Origin of the sequence: Micromonospora sp. NPDC002575 (assembly GCF_042889525.1) — a bacterium.
GTDB lineage: Bacteria > Actinomycetota > Actinomycetes > Mycobacteriales > Micromonosporaceae > Micromonospora > Micromonospora carbonacea.
This window is the reverse complement of the sequence record NZ_JBIARA010000013.1, coordinates 146429-163271: the sequence shown is the minus strand read 5'-3', so window position 1 is coordinate 163271 and position 16843 is coordinate 146429. Positions and strand designations below refer to the sequence as shown.

The 16843-nt window shown below is 73.6% G+C and carries 15 protein-coding genes; 12 read left to right on the top strand and 3 right to left on the bottom strand.

Translation table 11 applies throughout. The features are described 5' to 3' along the window. Positions 1 to 188: 188 nt before the first annotated feature. Positions 189 to 1622 (bottom strand): S8 family serine peptidase, encoded by a 1434-nt coding sequence (locus ACFYWL_RS20390; RefSeq protein ID WP_386974888.1) that lies wholly within the window; start codon positions 1620 to 1622, stop codon positions 189 to 191. A 389-nt stretch (positions 1623 to 2011) separates the two neighbouring features. Here ACFYWL_RS20390 and ACFYWL_RS20385 point away from each other — a divergent pair, with 389 nt between their 5' ends. The 9 genes from ACFYWL_RS20385 (at position 2012) to ACFYWL_RS20345 (ending at position 10749) form a co-directional block, all read left to right on the top strand. Further along, positions 2012 to 2383, top strand: coding sequence for a hypothetical protein (locus ACFYWL_RS20385; protein WP_386974886.1), 372 nt, complete (start codon positions 2012 to 2014; stop codon positions 2381 to 2383). Between the two features lie 62 nt (positions 2384 to 2445). Continuing rightward, the gene (locus ACFYWL_RS20380) at positions 2446 to 3726 is read left to right on the top strand and encodes a sedoheptulose 7-phosphate cyclase (protein ID WP_386974884.1); all 1281 of its coding nucleotides are present in this window, start codon (positions 2446 to 2448) and stop codon (positions 3724 to 3726) included. Further along, positions 3723 to 4841 (top strand): sugar phosphate nucleotidyltransferase, encoded by a 1119-nt coding sequence (locus ACFYWL_RS20375; RefSeq protein WP_386974882.1) that lies wholly within the window; start codon positions 3723 to 3725, stop codon positions 4839 to 4841. The genes ACFYWL_RS20380 and ACFYWL_RS20375 overlap by 4 nt, the downstream gene beginning before the upstream one ends. Beyond that, positions 4838 to 5905 (top strand): ROK family protein, encoded by a 1068-nt coding sequence (locus ACFYWL_RS20370; RefSeq protein ID WP_386974880.1) that lies wholly within the window; start codon positions 4838 to 4840, stop codon positions 5903 to 5905. Before ACFYWL_RS20375 ends, ACFYWL_RS20370 begins: the two co-directional genes overlap by 4 nt. Continuing rightward, complete coding sequence (locus tag ACFYWL_RS20365; protein ID WP_386974879.1) at positions 5883 to 6779, top strand: SDR family oxidoreductase; 897 nt, start codon at positions 5883 to 5885, stop codon at positions 6777 to 6779. The genes ACFYWL_RS20370 and ACFYWL_RS20365 overlap by 23 nt, the downstream gene beginning before the upstream one ends. Beyond that, positions 6776 to 7330: an NUDIX domain-containing protein gene (locus ACFYWL_RS20360; RefSeq protein ID WP_386974877.1), complete on the top strand. Its 555-nt coding sequence runs from the start codon at positions 6776 to 6778 to the stop codon at positions 7328 to 7330. Before ACFYWL_RS20365 ends, ACFYWL_RS20360 begins: the two co-directional genes overlap by 4 nt. After that, complete coding sequence (locus tag ACFYWL_RS20355) at positions 7327 to 8391, top strand: VOC family protein (RefSeq protein WP_386974875.1); 1065 nt, start codon at positions 7327 to 7329, stop codon at positions 8389 to 8391. Before ACFYWL_RS20360 ends, ACFYWL_RS20355 begins: the two co-directional genes overlap by 4 nt. Positions 8392 to 8491: 100 nt before the next feature. Then, positions 8492 to 9760 carry a galactosyltransferase-related protein gene (locus ACFYWL_RS20350; protein ID WP_386974873.1) on the top strand — a complete coding sequence of 423 codons (1269 nt, stop codon included), beginning with the start codon at positions 8492 to 8494 and terminating at the stop codon, positions 9758 to 9760. Between the two features lie 14 nt (positions 9761 to 9774). Then, on the top strand, positions 9775 to 10749 hold the full coding sequence (locus ACFYWL_RS20345; RefSeq protein ID WP_386974871.1) for an isopenicillin N synthase family dioxygenase: 975 nt from the start codon (positions 9775 to 9777) through the stop codon (positions 10747 to 10749). Between the two features lie 50 nt (positions 10750 to 10799). On the opposite strand, the gene ACFYWL_RS20340 is transcribed toward ACFYWL_RS20345, so the two are convergent. Further along, positions 10800 to 12716: a glycosyltransferase gene (locus tag ACFYWL_RS20340; protein WP_386974869.1), complete on the bottom strand. Its 1917-nt coding sequence runs from the start codon at positions 12714 to 12716 to the stop codon at positions 10800 to 10802. 43 nt (positions 12717 to 12759) lie between these two features. Further along, positions 12760 to 13989, bottom strand: a complete 1230-nt coding sequence (locus tag ACFYWL_RS20335; protein ID WP_386974867.1) for an MFS transporter — start codon at positions 13987 to 13989, stop codon at positions 12760 to 12762. A gap of 429 nt (positions 13990 to 14418) precedes the next feature. Here ACFYWL_RS20335 and ACFYWL_RS20330 point away from each other — a divergent pair, with 429 nt between their 5' ends. From ACFYWL_RS20330 to ACFYWL_RS20320, 3 genes are all read left to right on the top strand, one after another. Beyond that, positions 14419 to 15642: a cellulose-binding domain-containing protein gene (locus tag ACFYWL_RS20330; protein WP_386974865.1), complete on the top strand. Its 1224-nt coding sequence runs from the start codon at positions 14419 to 14421 to the stop codon at positions 15640 to 15642. 210 nt (positions 15643 to 15852) lie between these two features. Beyond that, the gene (locus ACFYWL_RS20325) at positions 15853 to 16314 is read left to right on the top strand and encodes a ribonuclease domain-containing protein (protein WP_386975028.1); all 462 of its coding nucleotides are present in this window, start codon (positions 15853 to 15855) and stop codon (positions 16312 to 16314) included. A 56-nt stretch (positions 16315 to 16370) separates the two neighbouring features. Continuing rightward, on the top strand, positions 16371 to 16784 hold the full coding sequence (locus ACFYWL_RS20320) for a barstar family protein (RefSeq protein WP_386974863.1): 414 nt from the start codon (positions 16371 to 16373) through the stop codon (positions 16782 to 16784). The last annotated feature ends 59 nt before the right edge of the window (positions 16785 to 16843 follow it).

The window sequence follows — 16843 nt, the reverse complement described above, 5'->3', positions numbered from 1 at the left end:
CCCGACGCGGTGCGGGGCAGGTGGGGACGGGCGGGGCGCGGCCACGGGACCGGGTCGCACCCCGCCCGTCGGCCGGTGGGGCGGGCTGTGCGGAGATGCCCGCGGGGCGGGCTGTGCGGAGATGCCCGCGGGGCGGGCTGTGCGGAGATGCCCGCAGGGCGGGCGGGGCGGAGCAGCAGGCAGCGGGGCTAGAGGAGCAGGTATCCGTGCGACCCCTCGGCGATCTGCCCTTCGCAGTTCGCGTCCGGCGAGTCGAAGTGCTCCCCGTTGCTGCGCACCCGGCACCGGTAGACGATCTGGTGGGGCGCGGCCGGGGGCGCGTCGTAGGCGTAGCCGATCAACCCGAGGAAGGTCTTGCCCTCACAGCCGGCGGAGAGGGAGGTGAACCTGTCGCTGCTCACCTGGCACTGGTAGAGGGGGTGCGTGCCGGAGACCTGGCCGGTGTGCACCTTGCCGAGGCTGCCCTCGGCCTGGTAGCCGCCGCCGGGGTGGGTGGTGGAGCTGACGTGGTCCTTGCCGGACCAGTACCGGGTCAGCGTGGCGGTGCCGGGGGAGGGCGGCGCGACGCCGGTGTGCAGCAGGCGGTTCGGCGAGCCCGTGCCCGGGTTGGTGATCTTGCCTGGGGTCGAGGCGTCGAAGAGGGTGCTGGCCACCTGGGCCGGGGTCAGGCCGGGGCTGCCGGCGAGGACTAGCGCGGCGGCGCCCGCGACGTGCGGGGTGGCCATCGAGGTGCCGCTGAGCGTGGCGGTGGCGGTGTCGCTGCCGTTGGACGCCGAGACGATGCCGTCGCCGGGGGCGAAGATGTCGGTGCAGGCGCCCCAGTTGGAGAACGACGCGCGGGCGTCGGTCGTGGTGCTGGCGTTGACGGTGATCGCCTCGGCGACCCGGGCCGGGCTGAAGCCGCACGCGTCGCTGTTGCTGTTGCCGGCGGCGATGGCGTAGACGATGCCGTCGGCGATGGAGTTGCGCACGGCGTCCTCCAGGGCGCCCTGCGCTCCGGTGGCGCCGAGGCTCATGTTGGCCACGGCCGGCACGCCGGCGGCGTGGTGGCCGGTCACCCAGTCGACGCCGGCGGTGACGCCGGCCAGGGTGCCGCTGCCGCCGCAGTTGAGCACCTTGACCGCGACCAGGGAGACCCCCTTGGCCACGCCGTACTGGGAGCCGCCGATGGTGCCCGCGACGTGGGTGCCGTGGCCGTTGGTGGAGCAGTCCGAGTCGAGGCCGTCGCCGGTGGTGTTGGTGCCCCAGGCGGCCCTGCCGCCGAAGGTGGTGTGGGTGGTCCGGATGCCGGTGTCGATCACGTACGCGCGCACGGTGGACGCCGTCGTCGGGTACGAGTAGCTGCCGTCCAGCGGCAGGTCGCGCTGGTCGATCCGGTCCAGGCCCCAGGACGGCGGGCTGGGCTGGGTGTCGAGGGCCCGGACGGCGCGGTTCTGCTCGACGTACGACACGCCGGCCTCGGCCGCCAGGCGGCGGGCTGCGGCCGGGCTCATCGTGCCGGCGAAACCGTGCAGCGCGTGCTCGTAGGTGTGTTCCACCCCGACGTCGTACTTCGCGGCCAGCCGTCCGGTCAGGGCGGCGGTGTCCGCGCGATCGTCGTCGGCGGCCCGGTCGTCGAACACGACCAGGTAACTGCCGGCGATGGCGCCTGGATCTTCGGTTCCCCGAACCTGTCCCGCGGCAGTTGCCGGAGATGCGATTCCCATTGCCAGGATGGTCGCGGCTGCCGTGAACGCGGCGAGGCCGGCCGCATTCGGTCGGTGCACTCGGTAATGATCCATGGTCGTGCATGTTTCAGGAACAATAGCAGCGTGTCAATATTTTAGAATTCCTTTGCTGGCCGGCTGTATCGGGACGGTGGACGACGGCCCCGGCTAGATCCTTTTCGTCGGGTATTGCCGGGTGGGTCTCAATCAGTTATGGTCCATGTCTGCATTGATAAATATTGCCGCCGATCACGGTGATCTGGGTCAGGTAACCGCCATCCTCGTCGTAGCTGGAGAAATGCGCGATGGCCGTGCACAACCGCCACCTGTTGCTGATCCACACCAGTCCGTTCGTTGGTTGTGACAACGAGTTCAACCACTGGTACGACCACGTTCATCTCGCCGAGGTTCTCGCCGTCCCCGGTTTCGTCGGGGCGCAGCGTTTCGTCGCCTCGGAGACCGCGGGCGGACGCCGACGTTACGCCGCGATCTACGAGGTCGAATCCGACGACATCACAGCCACCATGGAGCGGTTCGAGAAGGCGCGGCCAACGATGTCGACCACGCCCGCCCTCGACCCGTCCAGCGTCACCATCGAGCTGCTTACCGCAGTGACTCCGATGGTGACACCCGGGCCACCCGCGCCGCGCCGCGACACCGACGGCTCGCCCGGGTGACCACACCACCGGCAACAGCTTGTCCCACCCGCGTGCCAGCTTGCCACCAGGCACTGCGTGCAGTGACGACGGAGGACGGACTCATCGAAACCACAACGCCGGTAACGCAAGGGCAGTCCGCCGCCGGCAACGGACTGTCGACCCTGGGCCACGACGAAAACCCGAGCTGGCGGGTCGACGCCTCGCAGGCGGTGAGCTACGAGGTGCGCCTCTGCCGGGGGCTGCTCGACCCGGCCTCCGACCTGTTGGTGACCGCCGCGACCGCGGGGGACAGCCCCAGCCGACGCCGCCTGGTCGTGCTGGACTCCCAGGTGGACGTCCTGTTCGGCGAACGGATCAGGGCGTACCTGGACGCGCACCAGGTGACCTACGAGCTGTGCGTCATCGAGGCCGACGAGCGCCGCAAGACGATGACCTCGGTGTTCCGCGTGGTGTCGGCCATGGACGCGTTCGGCGTGGCCCGACGCCGCGAACCCGTCATCGCGGTGGGCGGGGGAGTGCTCACCGACATCGTCGGGCTCGCCGCCAGCCTCTACCGCCGCTCGACGCCGTACGTGCGGGTGCCGACGACGCTGATCGGCATGGTGGACGCCGGGATCGGCTCGAAGACCGGCGTGAACTTCAGCGACCACAAGAACCGGCTCGGCACGTACCATCCCTCCGCGACCACGCTGATCGACCCGGCCTTCCTGGCCACACTGCCCGTGCGGCACCTGCGCAACGGGCTCGCCGAGGTGCTCAAGATGGCGCTGATCAAGGACCGCGGCCTGTTCGAACTCCTCGCCGTCCACGGCGCCCGCATCGTCTCCGAGCGGATGCAGTCCGCCGGTAGCGCCGACGGCGGCGAGGCGGCGCTGGCCGTGATCCGCCTGGCGATCGGCGGCATGCTCCAGGAGTTGCAGCCGAACCTCTGGGAACACCAGCTCGAACGGGTCGTCGACTACGGGCACTCGTTCTCGCCGTCGATCGAGATGCGGGCGCTTCCGGACCTGCTGCACGGCGAGGCCGTCGCCGTGGACATGGCGCTGTCGCTCGTGCTCGCCCACCACCGGGGCCTGCTCCCCGCCGAGGACCTGACCCGCGCGCGCCTGGTCATGGGCGAGCTCGGCCTGCCGACCTGGCACCCGGTCTGTTCCATCGAGCTGCTCACCGAGGCGCTGGACGACACCGTGCGCCACCGCGACGGCCGGCAACTCATCCCCCTCACGGCCGGCATCGGCCAGGCCCGCTTCGTCGACGACGTGACACCCGCGGAGCTGGCCGCGGCGCTGGCCGGCCTGGAACCGAACTGGACGTCGATGGCGGCGGCCCCGTCCACGCCCACGCAGGGGAGCAACGGATGAACGGCGTACGCGCGGTGCTGCTGGCCGGTGGCCGGGGGGAGCGGATGGGCCCGTTGGGCGCCGGCCGGCTCAAGCCGCTGATCCCGTTCGGCGGGACGAGCCGGCTCATCGACTTCAGCCTGCGCAACGCCTGCGACTCGGGCCTCGACGAGGTGCTGCTGCTGTCGCAGTACGAGGAACGCATGCTGATGGACGACCTGCACCGGGTCTGGAACCGGACGCCGGGGTTCCGTGCCCACTTCGGGCCGTACGACGAGGCGTACCGCCGCGCCGCGCCCGGGAGCGTCCCCGTGGCGCTGCCGGAACGGACCTGGCCCGCCGAGCGGGGCACCGCGGACGCCCTGATCAGCAAGGAACGCTGGGTCTTCGGCGGCGCGCCCCGCGACATCCTGGTGCTGCACGCCGACCACGTCTACCGCTTCGACTACCGGGACATGCTGCGGGAGCACCGGGCGTCGAAGGCCGCGCTGACGGTCGCGTACCAGCGGATCGAGCGCCGCTTCGTGCACCTGTTCGGCATGGTCGAGTTCGACGACGCGGGCCGCCTCACCGCGTTCGTCGAGAAGCCCGCCGAGCCCACGAGCGACCTGGTGTTCGCGGCGTTCTGCCTGTTCGACGCCCGGATCCTGCGCCGATACCTGGACCAGCTCGCCGGCACCACCTGGCAGCACGACATCAGCCGCGACGTGATCCCCGCCATGCTGGCCGGCGGCGAACTCATCCGCGGCCACCAGGTGCCCGGCTACTGGGAGGACATCGGCACCGTCGACCGCTACCACCTGGCGCACCGCTCGCTGCTGGGGCAGCCGCCGTCGATCCCCCTCGCCGACCTGCCCGTGACGGTGCAGCCGCAGGTCGCGCGGCGGATGGTCGACGAGGCGCCGGGGATCCGCCGCTCGCTCGTCCCGGCCGACCTGGTCAACCACGGCGAGATCACGCACAGCGTCGTCTATCCCGGGGTGCACGTGGGCCCGGGCGCGGTGGTGCACGACAGCGTGCTGCTGCCGGGCGCGGCGGTGGCGGCCGGCGCCCGCATCGACGGGGCCATCGTCCTGGAGGACGGCGCCGTCGCGCAGTGCGCCGCCCCCGGCGTCGCCGCCGAGGCCCACCGATGACCGACCGGGACGACACGTTCGTCGTCGCCGACATCGGCGGGACGACCCTGCGGATCGGGCACGTGACGGCGGGCGACCCCGTCGTACGGGGGGTGCGCCGCACCGCGACCGAAGGGCTGGCCCGCTACCCCGGTGCACCCGTTGCCGAGCTCCAACAGCGGGTGCTGGTCCAGCTCGCCGAGGAACTCGCCGCGTACCTCCTCACCTCGGAGGCCGCCGGAAGCCGGGCGGTGGGCCTGTCGTTCGCCGGGCCGACCACCGCTGACGGCGTCGCCCTCGCCGCCCCCACCATCTGGGGCGAGGGCGGGAGGCCCGTGGCGCTGAACGCCCACCTCGGCGCGCGGCTCGGGGTCCCGGTGCTGACCGTCAACGACATCACCGCGGCGGCGTGGCGCTACGCCCGCGCCGACAACGACGCCTTCTGCCTGTTCACCGTCAGCTCGGGCGTCGGCAGCAAGGTCTTCCGCCGCGGCGAGGTGCTGATCGACGACGCCGGCTTCGGCGGCGAACTCGGGCACTGGCGGGTCGACTGGAGCGGCACCGCCCCGCCGTGTGACTGCGGCGGGCGCGGACACCTCGGCGGCATCGCGTCCGGACGCGGCATCCTGCGGGCCGTGCGGGTCGCCGCCCGGCAGCGGCCCGGCGAGTTCCGTGCCTCGGCGCTCGCGGCGTCGTCGGCGGGCCGCCCGGAGGGCATCACGAACGAGGCGGTCGCCCTGGCGGTGCGGGGTGGGGACGCGTTCGCCGTCGACGTCCTGCGCGCCGCGCTCCGGCCGCTCGCCCTGGCGGTGGCGAGCGTCTTCTCCTCCATCGGCATCCGCCGGTACATCTTCATCGGCGGCTTCGCGGTGGCCGTGGGGCAGCGGTTCGTCGAGATCCTCGGCGACGAACTCACCGAACTGGGCTGTTTCGGCCTGACCCCGCCCCAGGTGCGGGCGATGCTCACCCTGGGCGCGGCCGACGACGACCACAGCCTGATCGGTGTCGGCCGCATGCTCGCCGCGGCCGACGCGGATTCCCGACTCGCAGCGGAGGCCGCGTATGCGCACGTTGATCGTCGGTAGCGGCTTCGTCGGCAGGGCGGTGGCCGACCGGCTCGCCCGCACCGGCGGGCAACCCGTCCTCGCGTCGAGACGCCCGCCGCAGCACGCGGCGACGCCGTGGACCCCGCTGGACGTGACGGACCCGGCCTCCTGCGCCCGCGTGCTCGCCGACACCGCGGCCGAGCAGGTCGTGCTGGTCCACGGGCCGTCCGACGTGACCTGGTGCGACCGGCATCCGGACGAGGCGATGGCGGGCCACCGGACGGCGGCCCGCAACATGCTCGCCGCCGCCGGAGACCGCCGCCTGGTGCTCATCTCGACCGACAATGTCTTCGACGGCAGCCACCCCGAGTGCTCCGAGGCGACGCCGACGGCCCCGCCGAACGCCTACGGCCGGGCCAAGCTCGCCGCGGAACAGGTGTTCGCCGGGCACGCCGCCGCCACCGTGCTGCGGGTCAGCCTCGTCTACGGCTGGGAGCCGGCGGACAGCGCCAAGTGGCTCAACTTCTTCGCGGCCTGCGCGCACCGCCTGCTCGCCGGGGAACCGGTGGCCGTCCCCCACGACCAGTGGACCACCCCGGTGCTGGTCGACGACGTCGCCGCGGTGACGGCCGCGGTGCTTGCCGCCCGTGACCTTCCGCTGCTGCACCTCGGCGGGCCGGACCGGATATCGCGTGCCGACTGGGCGCTGCTCATCGCCGCGGAGCTCGGCGTCGACCCGGGGCTCGTCGTCGCCGAGCCGCGCGCCGCCGGACGCTACGCGGGGCGGCCGGAGAACACCTGCCTGACCAGCACCCTGCTGTCCCGGACACCCGCCACCGCCGGCCTGCCCGTCCGGGGCGTCCGCGAGGCCGCCCGGCTGTTGGTCGCCGACGGCGTGCGGGCGGCGCGGTGAGCGCCACGGACGGCCGGGTGACCCGCCGGATCACCGGCCGCACCGTCTACCACAACGCCTGGATGACGGTGCGTGAGGACGCCGTGGAACGCCCCGACGGCTCCCGTGGCATCTACGGCGTGGTCGACAAGCCGGACTTCGCCCTCGTCGTCCCGGCCGAGCCGGGCGGATTCCACCTCGTCGAGCAGTACCGCTACCCGGTGGGCGGCCGGTACTGGGAGTTCCCGCAGGGCTCGTGGTCCGCGCCGGCCGGCGGGCGCAGCGCCGAGGAACTCGCCGCCGCCGAACTGCGCGAGGAGACCGGCCTGACCGCCGCCAGCATGCGCCACCTCGGCCGCGTCCACGTGGCGTACGGCTACGCCAGCCAGGGCTGCCACGTCTTCCTCGCCACCGACCTGGCCGCCGGGCCGCCCGCGCGGGAGGCCAGCGAGAGCGACCTGGTGCACCGGTTCGTGACCCACGCCGAGCTGCGGCAGCTCGTCGTCGACGGCAGCTTCACCGACGCCGTCTCGCTGGCGGCGCTCACCCTGCTCGACGGGAGATACCGATGACCCGCCCCGGCATCCCCGGCGCCCAGCGCGTCGACCACGTGGCGCTCACGGTCGCCGACCTCGACGCGGCCACCGCGTTCGTCGTCGACGTCCTCGGCGGCGAGGTCGTGTACCGCCTGCCGCCGCTGGCCCGCACCGACGACTGGATGAGCGAACACCTCGACGTGCCGCCCCGGGCCACGGCGGAGATCGCGTTGATCCGCCTCGGCCCCACCACCAACCTCGAACTCTTCCAGTACACCGTCGCCGGGCAGGCCACCACGCCGCCGCAGCGCCACGACCCCGGCCACCAGCACCTCGGCTTCCTCGTGGCCGACGTCGCCGAGGCCACCGCCGCCGTCCGCCGGCTCAGCGGGCTCACCCCGCAGGGCCCCGCCGACGCACCCGGGGGGCGGTCACCGCTCGCCGGGGCGTGCCGGGCCCGCTTCCGTACGCCGTGGGGGCTGGCGTTCGAGCTGCGGTCGCTGCCGGAGCCCGCGCCGCACGGGCCGCCCGCCCTGGCGGCCCGGTACCGCCCGGCCGGGCCCTGGGCCAACCGGGACGCCCGCCCGTCCGGCCCGCCGCCGATCACCGGGCTGCGGGGGGTGGACCACATCGGCTACACCGTCGCGGACCTGGACGAGGCGCTCGCCGTGTTCGCCGACGTGCTCGGCGGCGAGCTGCTGCACCGGGCCGTCGAGGCGGACCCCGACGGCCCGGTGGAGGTCGCCACGCTGCGGATGGGCCCCACCGACAACGTGGAGCTGCGGACCTTCGCCGACACCGACCGGGCCGCCCCGCCCCCGCGCAACTGCGACGTCGGCGGCCGGCACCTCGCCGTCCACGTCCGCGACGTCGACGCCGCCGCCCGCTACCTCGCGGCCAGTCCCGGGTTCACCGTCCTGGGCGCGCCCGAGACCATCGACGACGGGCCGATCGCCGGCGACCGGTGGGTCTACGTGCGCAGCCCGATCGGCCTGCACGTCGAGGTCGTCCGGATGCCCGACGGCGCGCTGCCGTACGAGCGGACCACGGCGGCCCGGCGGGCACCGGCGGGCACCCTGAGCTGGACGGACCGGTGACCAGCGCCGCCGGAGTCGACGCCGCGCGTCCCCGCCACGGCACCGGCGTCGGGTGCCCACCGACCGGCCCGACCTTCGGCCACTACCCGGGGAGTTGACGATGTCCCTCGTCCAACCGTCGCATCCGCAGACCCTCGCGTCGGCCGTCGCCGACAGCCTGGTCGTCGCCGCCGACCCACAGGCGCCCGAATCCAGCATCTTCTACTGGGAACGCGGACGCCCCTACACCCGGGCCGTGGTGGACGCGGTGCGTGACGTCGACGACGCCGAGGTCCGCCGGCTGGCCGAGGCCCTGCTGGCCGACACCCGCAACCCCCAGGCGTACGCCGCCCTGCACCAGCGTTTGACCGCGTTGGCCGCCGCGCCACCGTCGGACAAGGTGGCCGCCCTGTTCGCCCACGGCTGGCGGGCCGAGTCCAACTGCCGCCTCGGCAGCCACCTCGGCGCGTTGTACGGCACCCGGCCGGTGCGGCGCTGGGCGTCCGTCGAGGAGCTGCGTACGCTCCCGCCGGGGCCCCCGCCGGGCGAACCGGCACGGGCCCAGATCCTCGTCGTCGTCCCGTTCCGGGACCGGACGGCCGACCGGACCCGGCTGCGTAACCTGCTCGCCTGCCTCATCTCGCTGCGCGACCAGTCCGCGCCGCGCGACGAGTACCGGGTCCTCGTCGTCGAGGCCGACACCGAGCCGCGCTCGCAGCAGGTGATCGAGCCGTACGCCGACGACTACCTGTGGGTGCACAAGGACGGCCTGTTCAACAAGTCGTGGGCGGTCAACGTCGGCGTCGTCAACGCACCCTGCGACCCCGAGGTGGTGTGCATCCTCGACGCGGACGTGCTGGCCGACCGCGACTTCGTCGCCCGCAACGCACGGCGGTTCAACCGCGCCGGCACCATGGGCCACCTCAGCTACCGCGACATGTGGTGCCTGGACGCCGAGTCCACCGCCTACGCCATCGAGCAGCGGCTGGCCCAGGGCAGCGCCCAGGTCGACCCGGACCGGCTGCGGGCCTTCGTGCTGCGCCGCCCGCCGGGCTGCTGCGTCTGGGTGCGCAAGTCGGCGTTCCTGCGCATCGACGGCATGGACGAACGGTTCGAGGGCTGGGGCGGCGAGGACAACGACTTCAGCTACCGCATGGACACCAACTCGGCGTTCGACTCCTACGACGATCCGCTGCTGCACATGTACCACCCGTCGTCGGCGCTGTTGCGCGCCGACGGCGAACTCATCAACGCCCACATCCCCGCGCTGACCTGGAGGGCCGAGACGCCGATCGGCGACCCGAAGCGCTTCGTCGACGGCGCCGCGCCCGCCTCCTACGACGGCGAGGTGCGGCTCGCGACCCAGGTCATGAACGGCATCACCGAGTGAGAGGCGAGCAGCGCATGACAACCGCAATCCCCACCCTCGACCTGTTGCGCTGGCATTCGGCGGGCCCGGACGAGCGCGCCCGGACCTCGGCCGAGCTGGACGCCGCGCTCCGGCAGACCGGCATGTTCCTCCTCGCCGGCCACGGCGTGCCGGCCGACCTGACCGCACGGATGCGCGCCGTCGGGCACGCGTTCATGCGGCTCACCCCCGAACAGAAGCGCCGGTACGCGGTCAGCCGCCCCTACGACAACGGGTGGCGGGGCCTCGGCGCGTTGCAGGCCAGCGCGGTGGACGGCATGGCCAGCGCCCCCGACCTGCACGAGGCGTACCACATGGGCCCCAACCACCGCACCGGGGACGCGAAGTTCGACTGGCTCTACTACCCGGACAACAAGTGGCCGACGGAGCTGCCGGAGCTGCGCGAGGTCGCCACCGAGTACACCGGCCACCTCAACCGGCTCGCGCTGGAGGTGCTGGAGGTCCTCGCCATCACCCTCGGCATCCCGGCCGACCACTTCACCTCCCGCTCCCAGCGGGCGACCTGGACGCAGAACGTCAACTGGTACCCACCCCTGACGGCGGTCGGGCGGCTGGAAGAGGGACAGATGCGGGTCGGGCCGCACTCCGACTTCGGCACGATCACCTTCCTCGACCGGCAGCAGGGCGTCGGCGGGCTGGAGGCGTGGAACGCCGAGGACGGCTGGTTCAAGCCCCCGTTCGTGCCCGACACGCTGGTGGTGAACCTGGGCGACATGATGAACCTCTGGACCGACGGCCGGTGGCAGGCGCTGCGCCACCGCGTCCTGGCGCCCCCGGCCAGCGACCCGCACGAGGAACTGGTGTCGCTGGTCTTCTTCTTCGAGGCGGACCCGGACGCCGAGGTGCGCCCGCTGCCCGCACCGGTGGGTGGCGGCGCGGGCATGGCGCCGGTCGTCGCCGGCGAGTCGATCCTGGAGAAGGTGGGGGTCACCCTCACCCTCGCCGACTGACAGCCGCGAACGGCCGGGGGCGGGGCGCTGGCCCCGCCCCCGGCCGTCGGTCAGCCGGCGGTGGCCGCGACCGGGACCCCGGCCCACACGCAGCGGCCGTCCCGGCAGGTGACCAGCACGGCCACCGGGCCCGCGGTCGCCGGGCCGGTGCCGGCGAAGGACCCGTCGTCCTGCCGGCTGAGCGCGATCACCTCGACGGGGTCACCCGGGTAGACCAGCTCCACCCGGATCGCCTCGGGGTGGGCCCAGCGCACCGACACCCCGTCGGGCCCGGCGCTCGCGGTGCCGGTGCCGCCGTCGTGGCCGGGCGCGGGTGTCGGCGGCAGCACTGCGGGGCCCGACCGCCCGCCGGGCCAGGTGCCGGCCACGCAGGCGGCGAACACGGCGAGGAACCGGTCCGCCGCCCGGGACCAGGTGAACTCCCGGGCGGTCGTCACGGCCCGCGAGCGGAGCGTGTCGACCAGCGGCGACCCGGCGCGGACCAGCGCCAGCATGCGGGCGAGGCCGTCGTGCACCGCGTCGGTCAGGTCCGGGTCGGCGACCCGGAAGGAACGGGGCAAAGCGAGCCCCGTCGCCGTCGGCGCGGCCAGGTCGAAGGAGTGCCGGAAGTGCCGCATGCCCCGCTGCGCCGTGGCGACGGGCACGGCGCCGCTGGCCATGGCCTCGCCCATCGCCATCAGGAAGGTGTCCATCTCGAACTTCGCCGGGAAGACGCACAGGTCGCTGGAGGCGGCCCAGTCCATCAGCTCCGCGGGCGGCATCGGCCCGGTGCGGATCCGGACCTGCCCGGGATGGTCGGCCGCCAGCGCGGCGAGGTCGGGGTCCTGCGGCGGGTGCGGCGCCAGGCAGTGCAGCAGCAGGTTGAACCGCTCGCCCTCGTCGAGCAGCCGCCGCGCCCCCCGGAACAGCTCCCGCAGCCCCTTGTGCTCCACCGAGTACCGCCCGTTGTGGTAGACGGTCGGCAGCGCCGGGTCGAGCCCGAGCCCCGTCAGGGTCCGCCGCCGCCGCTCGTCGCTGCGCTCCACGTCCAGCCACTCGTCGCCGATGGCGCACCCGCCGACGGTCAGCCGGTCCGCCCGCGACCACAGCTCCCGGCAGACGGCCAACTCGGCGAAGAGCTGGGCGAACGGCGTCTCGGCCTGGGTGAGGGCGTGGTCGAGCTGCCCCTCGGAGAGGAAGTCCACGGCGTCCGCCGAGCGGGCCACCAGGGCCAGCGCGCTGACATAGTCGTGCCCCGGCCGCTGCGGGTAGTCGCGGTAGAGGAGGGTCTGCGGCAGGAACGCCCGCATGGCCCGGTGCAGCGGTGAGTCCAGGGGTGGGTCCGCGAGCCCGTCGACGACCGTCGGGTCGGCCCCGAGGTCGCGCAGCAGGGCCCGGGCCTGGGGCGCGTAGACCTTGGTGTTGACCGGCAGGTTCGTCTGCACGGTCGAGACGACGGGGAAGCCGTACGCCGACAGCGCCGCGGGCAGCAGGTGGTGCAGGACGGGCTCGTGCAGGTGCACGACAGTCTGCGCGGTTTCCTGGCCGGACAGGAAGCGGGCGGCGAGGATCTGGAACACCAGCGGCTTCAGGAACGTCGGGTCCGTCCCCTCGGCGGCCGCCGGTGGGTGCAGCGTGTCGGTGTGGGTGTCGAGAATCTCGTTGCTGAGCAGGACGACATCGATTCCCTCGACGGTCATCCGATAGGCCCGTGCGGATCCGTCCACCGTGACGCCACCAGGGTGACCCGGCCATCTGTCGGGGTCGACCGGAATGGTTATCTCGCCGGTGGACCGCCAATCCAGCTCGACGACGTCGTGGTCGCGGCGCAACAGTGGGATCAGCCCGTGCGCCGCCGTCAACGCGGTGACCCGGTGCCCTCGGTCGCGGAACTGCCGGACCAGATTCCACAGGTAGACGGAGGTGCCCGCCTGCACCAGACCGTCGTCGAATCCGGTGCACTCGAAATGGCATTCGATGATGTGCAAGCGCGGTTCCTTCCAGGTGACATCCGTCCCCGGCGGACAACCGTCAGCGCTCGACCCCCGCTGACGGGACCGGGGCATTGTCCTGCTTCTCGCCGGCGCGGCTCGGCGTCCGCATCGCGGTGGCGCCCGCCGCGACGAAAACTGCCAGCACCACGGGAATCCACAACGCCGACGGCAATCCCACCACGGTCGCTGCGGCGCCGATGAGAATAGGGCCGAACAGGAATCCCAGGTAGCCGATGCTGACCACGGTCGACAGGGCCCGTCCGGCGCGGCTCGGGTCCTGGTTTCCGGCGGCGGAGTAGACCTGCGGGGCGATGCACGACAGGCCGGCGCCCAGCAGCCCGAACCCGACGACACCGGCGACCGGATGGTGCACCAGCAGGGCCGCGCCGAGGCCGCACGCCGCAAGCGCGCCACTGAGCCGCACCAGCGTGACGGGCCCCAGGGCGCGCACCAGCCGGTCGCCGAAGAGCCGGCCCACCGTCATCATGATCGAGAACGCGGCGAATCCGTACGCGGCGAAGCCGGGGCTGGTCTCCAGGTTGTCCCGCAGGTAGACGGCGCTCCAGTCCGCTGCGGCGCCCTCGCCGACGAGCGTGCACAGCACCAGCACGCCGAAGAAGATCAGCAACAGGGAACGGCGGGAAGGCCCCTGCTCGGCGGCCGGCGAGCCGGCGGCGGCCTCCGGGGCGCCCGCCGCGGGCAGCACCCACAACGCCGCCCAGACGGCCAGCACCAGCACCCCCGCGCCGACGGTGAGGAAGGTGGTGCCGACGCTGGCCCCGCTGCGCGCGAAGAAGCTGCCCACGATGGCCCCGAGGAAACCGCCGATGCTGTAGATGGCGTGGAACGACGACATGATCGGTTTTCCCCAGGCCCGCTGCACCTCAAGCGCATTGGCGTTCATCGCGATGTTCAGCGTCCCGTGCGTCGCCCCGAAGAAGAACAGGGCGACCGACAACACCACCAGGGTGTCGCTGTATCCGGGAAGGACGAGCAGCACCCCTTCGAGGATCGCCGAGGGGATGAGCACGCGGGTGCTGCCGAAACGGTCGGTGAGCCGACCGAGCAACGCCATGCCGACGATGCAGCCGGCCGCAAAGGCCAGCAACGCGAAGCTCAACCGGCCGTCACTGAGCTCGAGCTTCTCCTTTACCGCCGGAATCCGCGCCGTCCACACTCCCAGCGCTGTTCCGAACAGCAGGAACGCCAGGGACGTGGCGATTCTCCCGCGACGAATCCGACGGCGGTCGACTGGCGCATTTTCCACAGGGCCCCCTACCCAAGGCAGGGCCTCGACATTACCCCGATCCGCGGGGATGCGCCATGAGGCGGCCGACCGGATGTCCGTGGCGTATCCGGGTTGACGGGAATGGATCGGGTGGCAGGTCAATCCGGGCGCGGGAACGGGCCCCGCAGTCGTGGGCCCGCCCCGGCGGCCCCGCCGGACGCGCCCGTGTCCGCCTGGGGCGGCGCGGCCCGCCCGCCTTGCTATCCATCGGCGCTCGTCACTAGATTGGTCGTGGGGCGCCGCCGTGCCGTCGATCGCCGACCGGCCCGACGGCTGAAGGTCCGCCCGGAGCCGGGCATCCGCGTCGCGTCACCGGTCGCGCCGCCACGCGAGCGTTCCCGCAGTTCCCCGTGCCGCCCTCGGCCCCGCTCCGCGCCCGTGCGGCGGCACACCCCCGGAAGGAACCCGATGAGGATCTCCCGCGCCCGTCTCACCCCGATCGTCGCCGCCGGGGCGGTCCTGGCCGCCGCCCTGGCCGGCGCCGGCCTGCCCACCGCACCGGCGACCGCCGCCGCCGGCTGCCGGATCGACTACGTGTCCAACCAGTGGACCGGCGGCTTCACCGCCAACATCCGGATCAGCCCCGGCGACACCGCCGTCAACGGCTGGACCGTCACCTGGACCTGGGGCGGCGACCAGCGGATCACCAACGGCTGGAGTGCCGAGGTCAGCCAGTCCGGTGCGGTGGTGACCGCCCGCAACGTCGCCTGGAACGCCTCGGTGCCGGCAGGCGGCTCGACCGAGTTCGGCGTCCAGGGCACCGTCGGCGCGAACACCGCCGGGCCGACCGGGTTCGCGCTCAACGGCGTACCGTGCAACGGCGCGACCCCGCCCCCGACGACTCCGCCCCCGACGACGGCCCCGCCGACCACCCCGCCGCCGACCACGCCGCCCCCGACCACCCCGCCGCCCACGACGCCGCCGCCGACCACCCCGCCGCCCGCCGGCTGCGGCACGGCCGTGCTCTGCGACGGGTTCGAGAACCAGACCGGGTCGGTGCCGTCCGGTGACTGGACGGTGGTCCACCCCGACTGCTCCGGCACCGGAACGGCGGCGATCGACACCGCCACGACGCACAGCGGCAGCCGTTCGCTGCGCATCAACGGCACGGTCGGCTACTGCAACCACGTGTTCGCCCGGACCACCCGGGGCCTGAGCACCCTCGGCGCGGTCCGGTACGCCCGGCTCTGGGTGCGGCACACCACCGCCCTGCCCACCTCGCACGTCACGTTCCTGGCCATGGCCGACTCCGCCGACGGCGGCAAGGACCTGCGGATGGGCGGGCAGAACGGCGCCCTGCAGTGGAACCGGGCCTCCGACGACGCGACGCTGCCGGAGCAGAGCCCGTCCGGGGTGGCCCTGAGCCTGCCCCTGGCCACCAACCGCTGGTCCTGCGTCGAGTTCATGGTCGACGGCGCGCAGGGCCGGCTGAACACCTGGGTCGACGGCGCCGCCGTCACCGGCCTGACCGTGGACGGCACCCCGACCCACGACATCGACGGGCAGTGGCTCAACCGCACGTGGCGTCCGCAGCTCACCGACCTGCGGCTGGGCTGGGAGAGCTACGGCGAGGGGGCCGACACCCTCTGGTTCGACGACGTCGCGGTCGGAGCGAGCCGGATCGGCTGCTGACCGGCCGGGTCGGGCGGTCCGGTCCGGGCCGCCCGACCCGCGTTGGCGAGGATTTCACCGCCGCGTGCGGATCAGTTCCACCGCCGCCCCTGGCCCACGCCGGCCGCCGGGCCCAGACTGTTCCTCACCACAATGTCGCCCGCATCGATCTCCTCGGTGCCACCGCGATCGGGAGGAACCGTGACCGACACGCCGACGCCGCCCACTGCGATGTCGACCACGACCGCGCCGGCTGCGCCGACCACGCCGGCCCCCGGCCGGGTGCGCCGCGCGGTCGGCGCGTTCGCCCTGCTCACCGCCGTGGCCGCCGCGGCCCTGGTCGGGCCGTCCGTGGTGACGCCGCGGCTCGCCGAGCCCGCCCACGCCGCCGTCCACAGCTCCTGCACCATGACCCGCTGCGCGGACGCCCGCACCGCCCGGTCGGGCTGGGCCGCCAAGGGCTTCCCGACCAGCCGGGGTTGGTACCCCTGGAGCGGCGGGCTCTACAACTTCGCCGGCGGCCAGTTCCACAACTACGAGGGCCAGCTCCCCGGCGGCGTCACCTACCACGAGTACGACGTCTACCCGCGCGCCTACGGCGCGTCCCGCGACGCGTACCGGATCGTGGTCGACAGGAGCACGGGCGTCACCTGGTTCTCGCCCAACCACTACACCGACTTCTACCGGCTGTGACGCGGCACCTCGCGGGGCCGGTCCACGCGGTCCGGCCCCGCGCCGGGGAGGGCACCATGACCGAGGGGCACGCTCCCGGGCTGCCGCCGTGGCTGAGCATCGCGGATGCCGGCCCCGCGGATGCGCCGGGGGAGCGGGCCGTGTTGTCGGCGGCGAGCGCCCGCAGCCGGGCCGGCCTGTTCACGGCGCTGGTCGGCGCGCTCGACCTGCCCGGCTACGTCGGCCGCAACTGGGACGCGTTCGCCGACAGCCTGCGCGACCGGCTCGACGCCGGCCCGCTGACCCTGGTGGTCGACGACGCCGCGCAGCTGCTCGCCGACGAGCCCGTCGGCCACCTCGGCCTGCTCCTGGCAGTCCTCGGCGACGCCGCCGGCGACGCCCCGCACCCGCTGCGGGTGGTGCTGCGGGACGCGCCGGACCGGGTGCCGGACGTGCGCCGCCGCGCCGCCCGTGCCCTGCCGCGTCGCTGAGGCGGCCCGTGCCCGGCTGGGCTGCTGAGGCGGCCCGTGCCCTGCCGCGCCGCTGACCG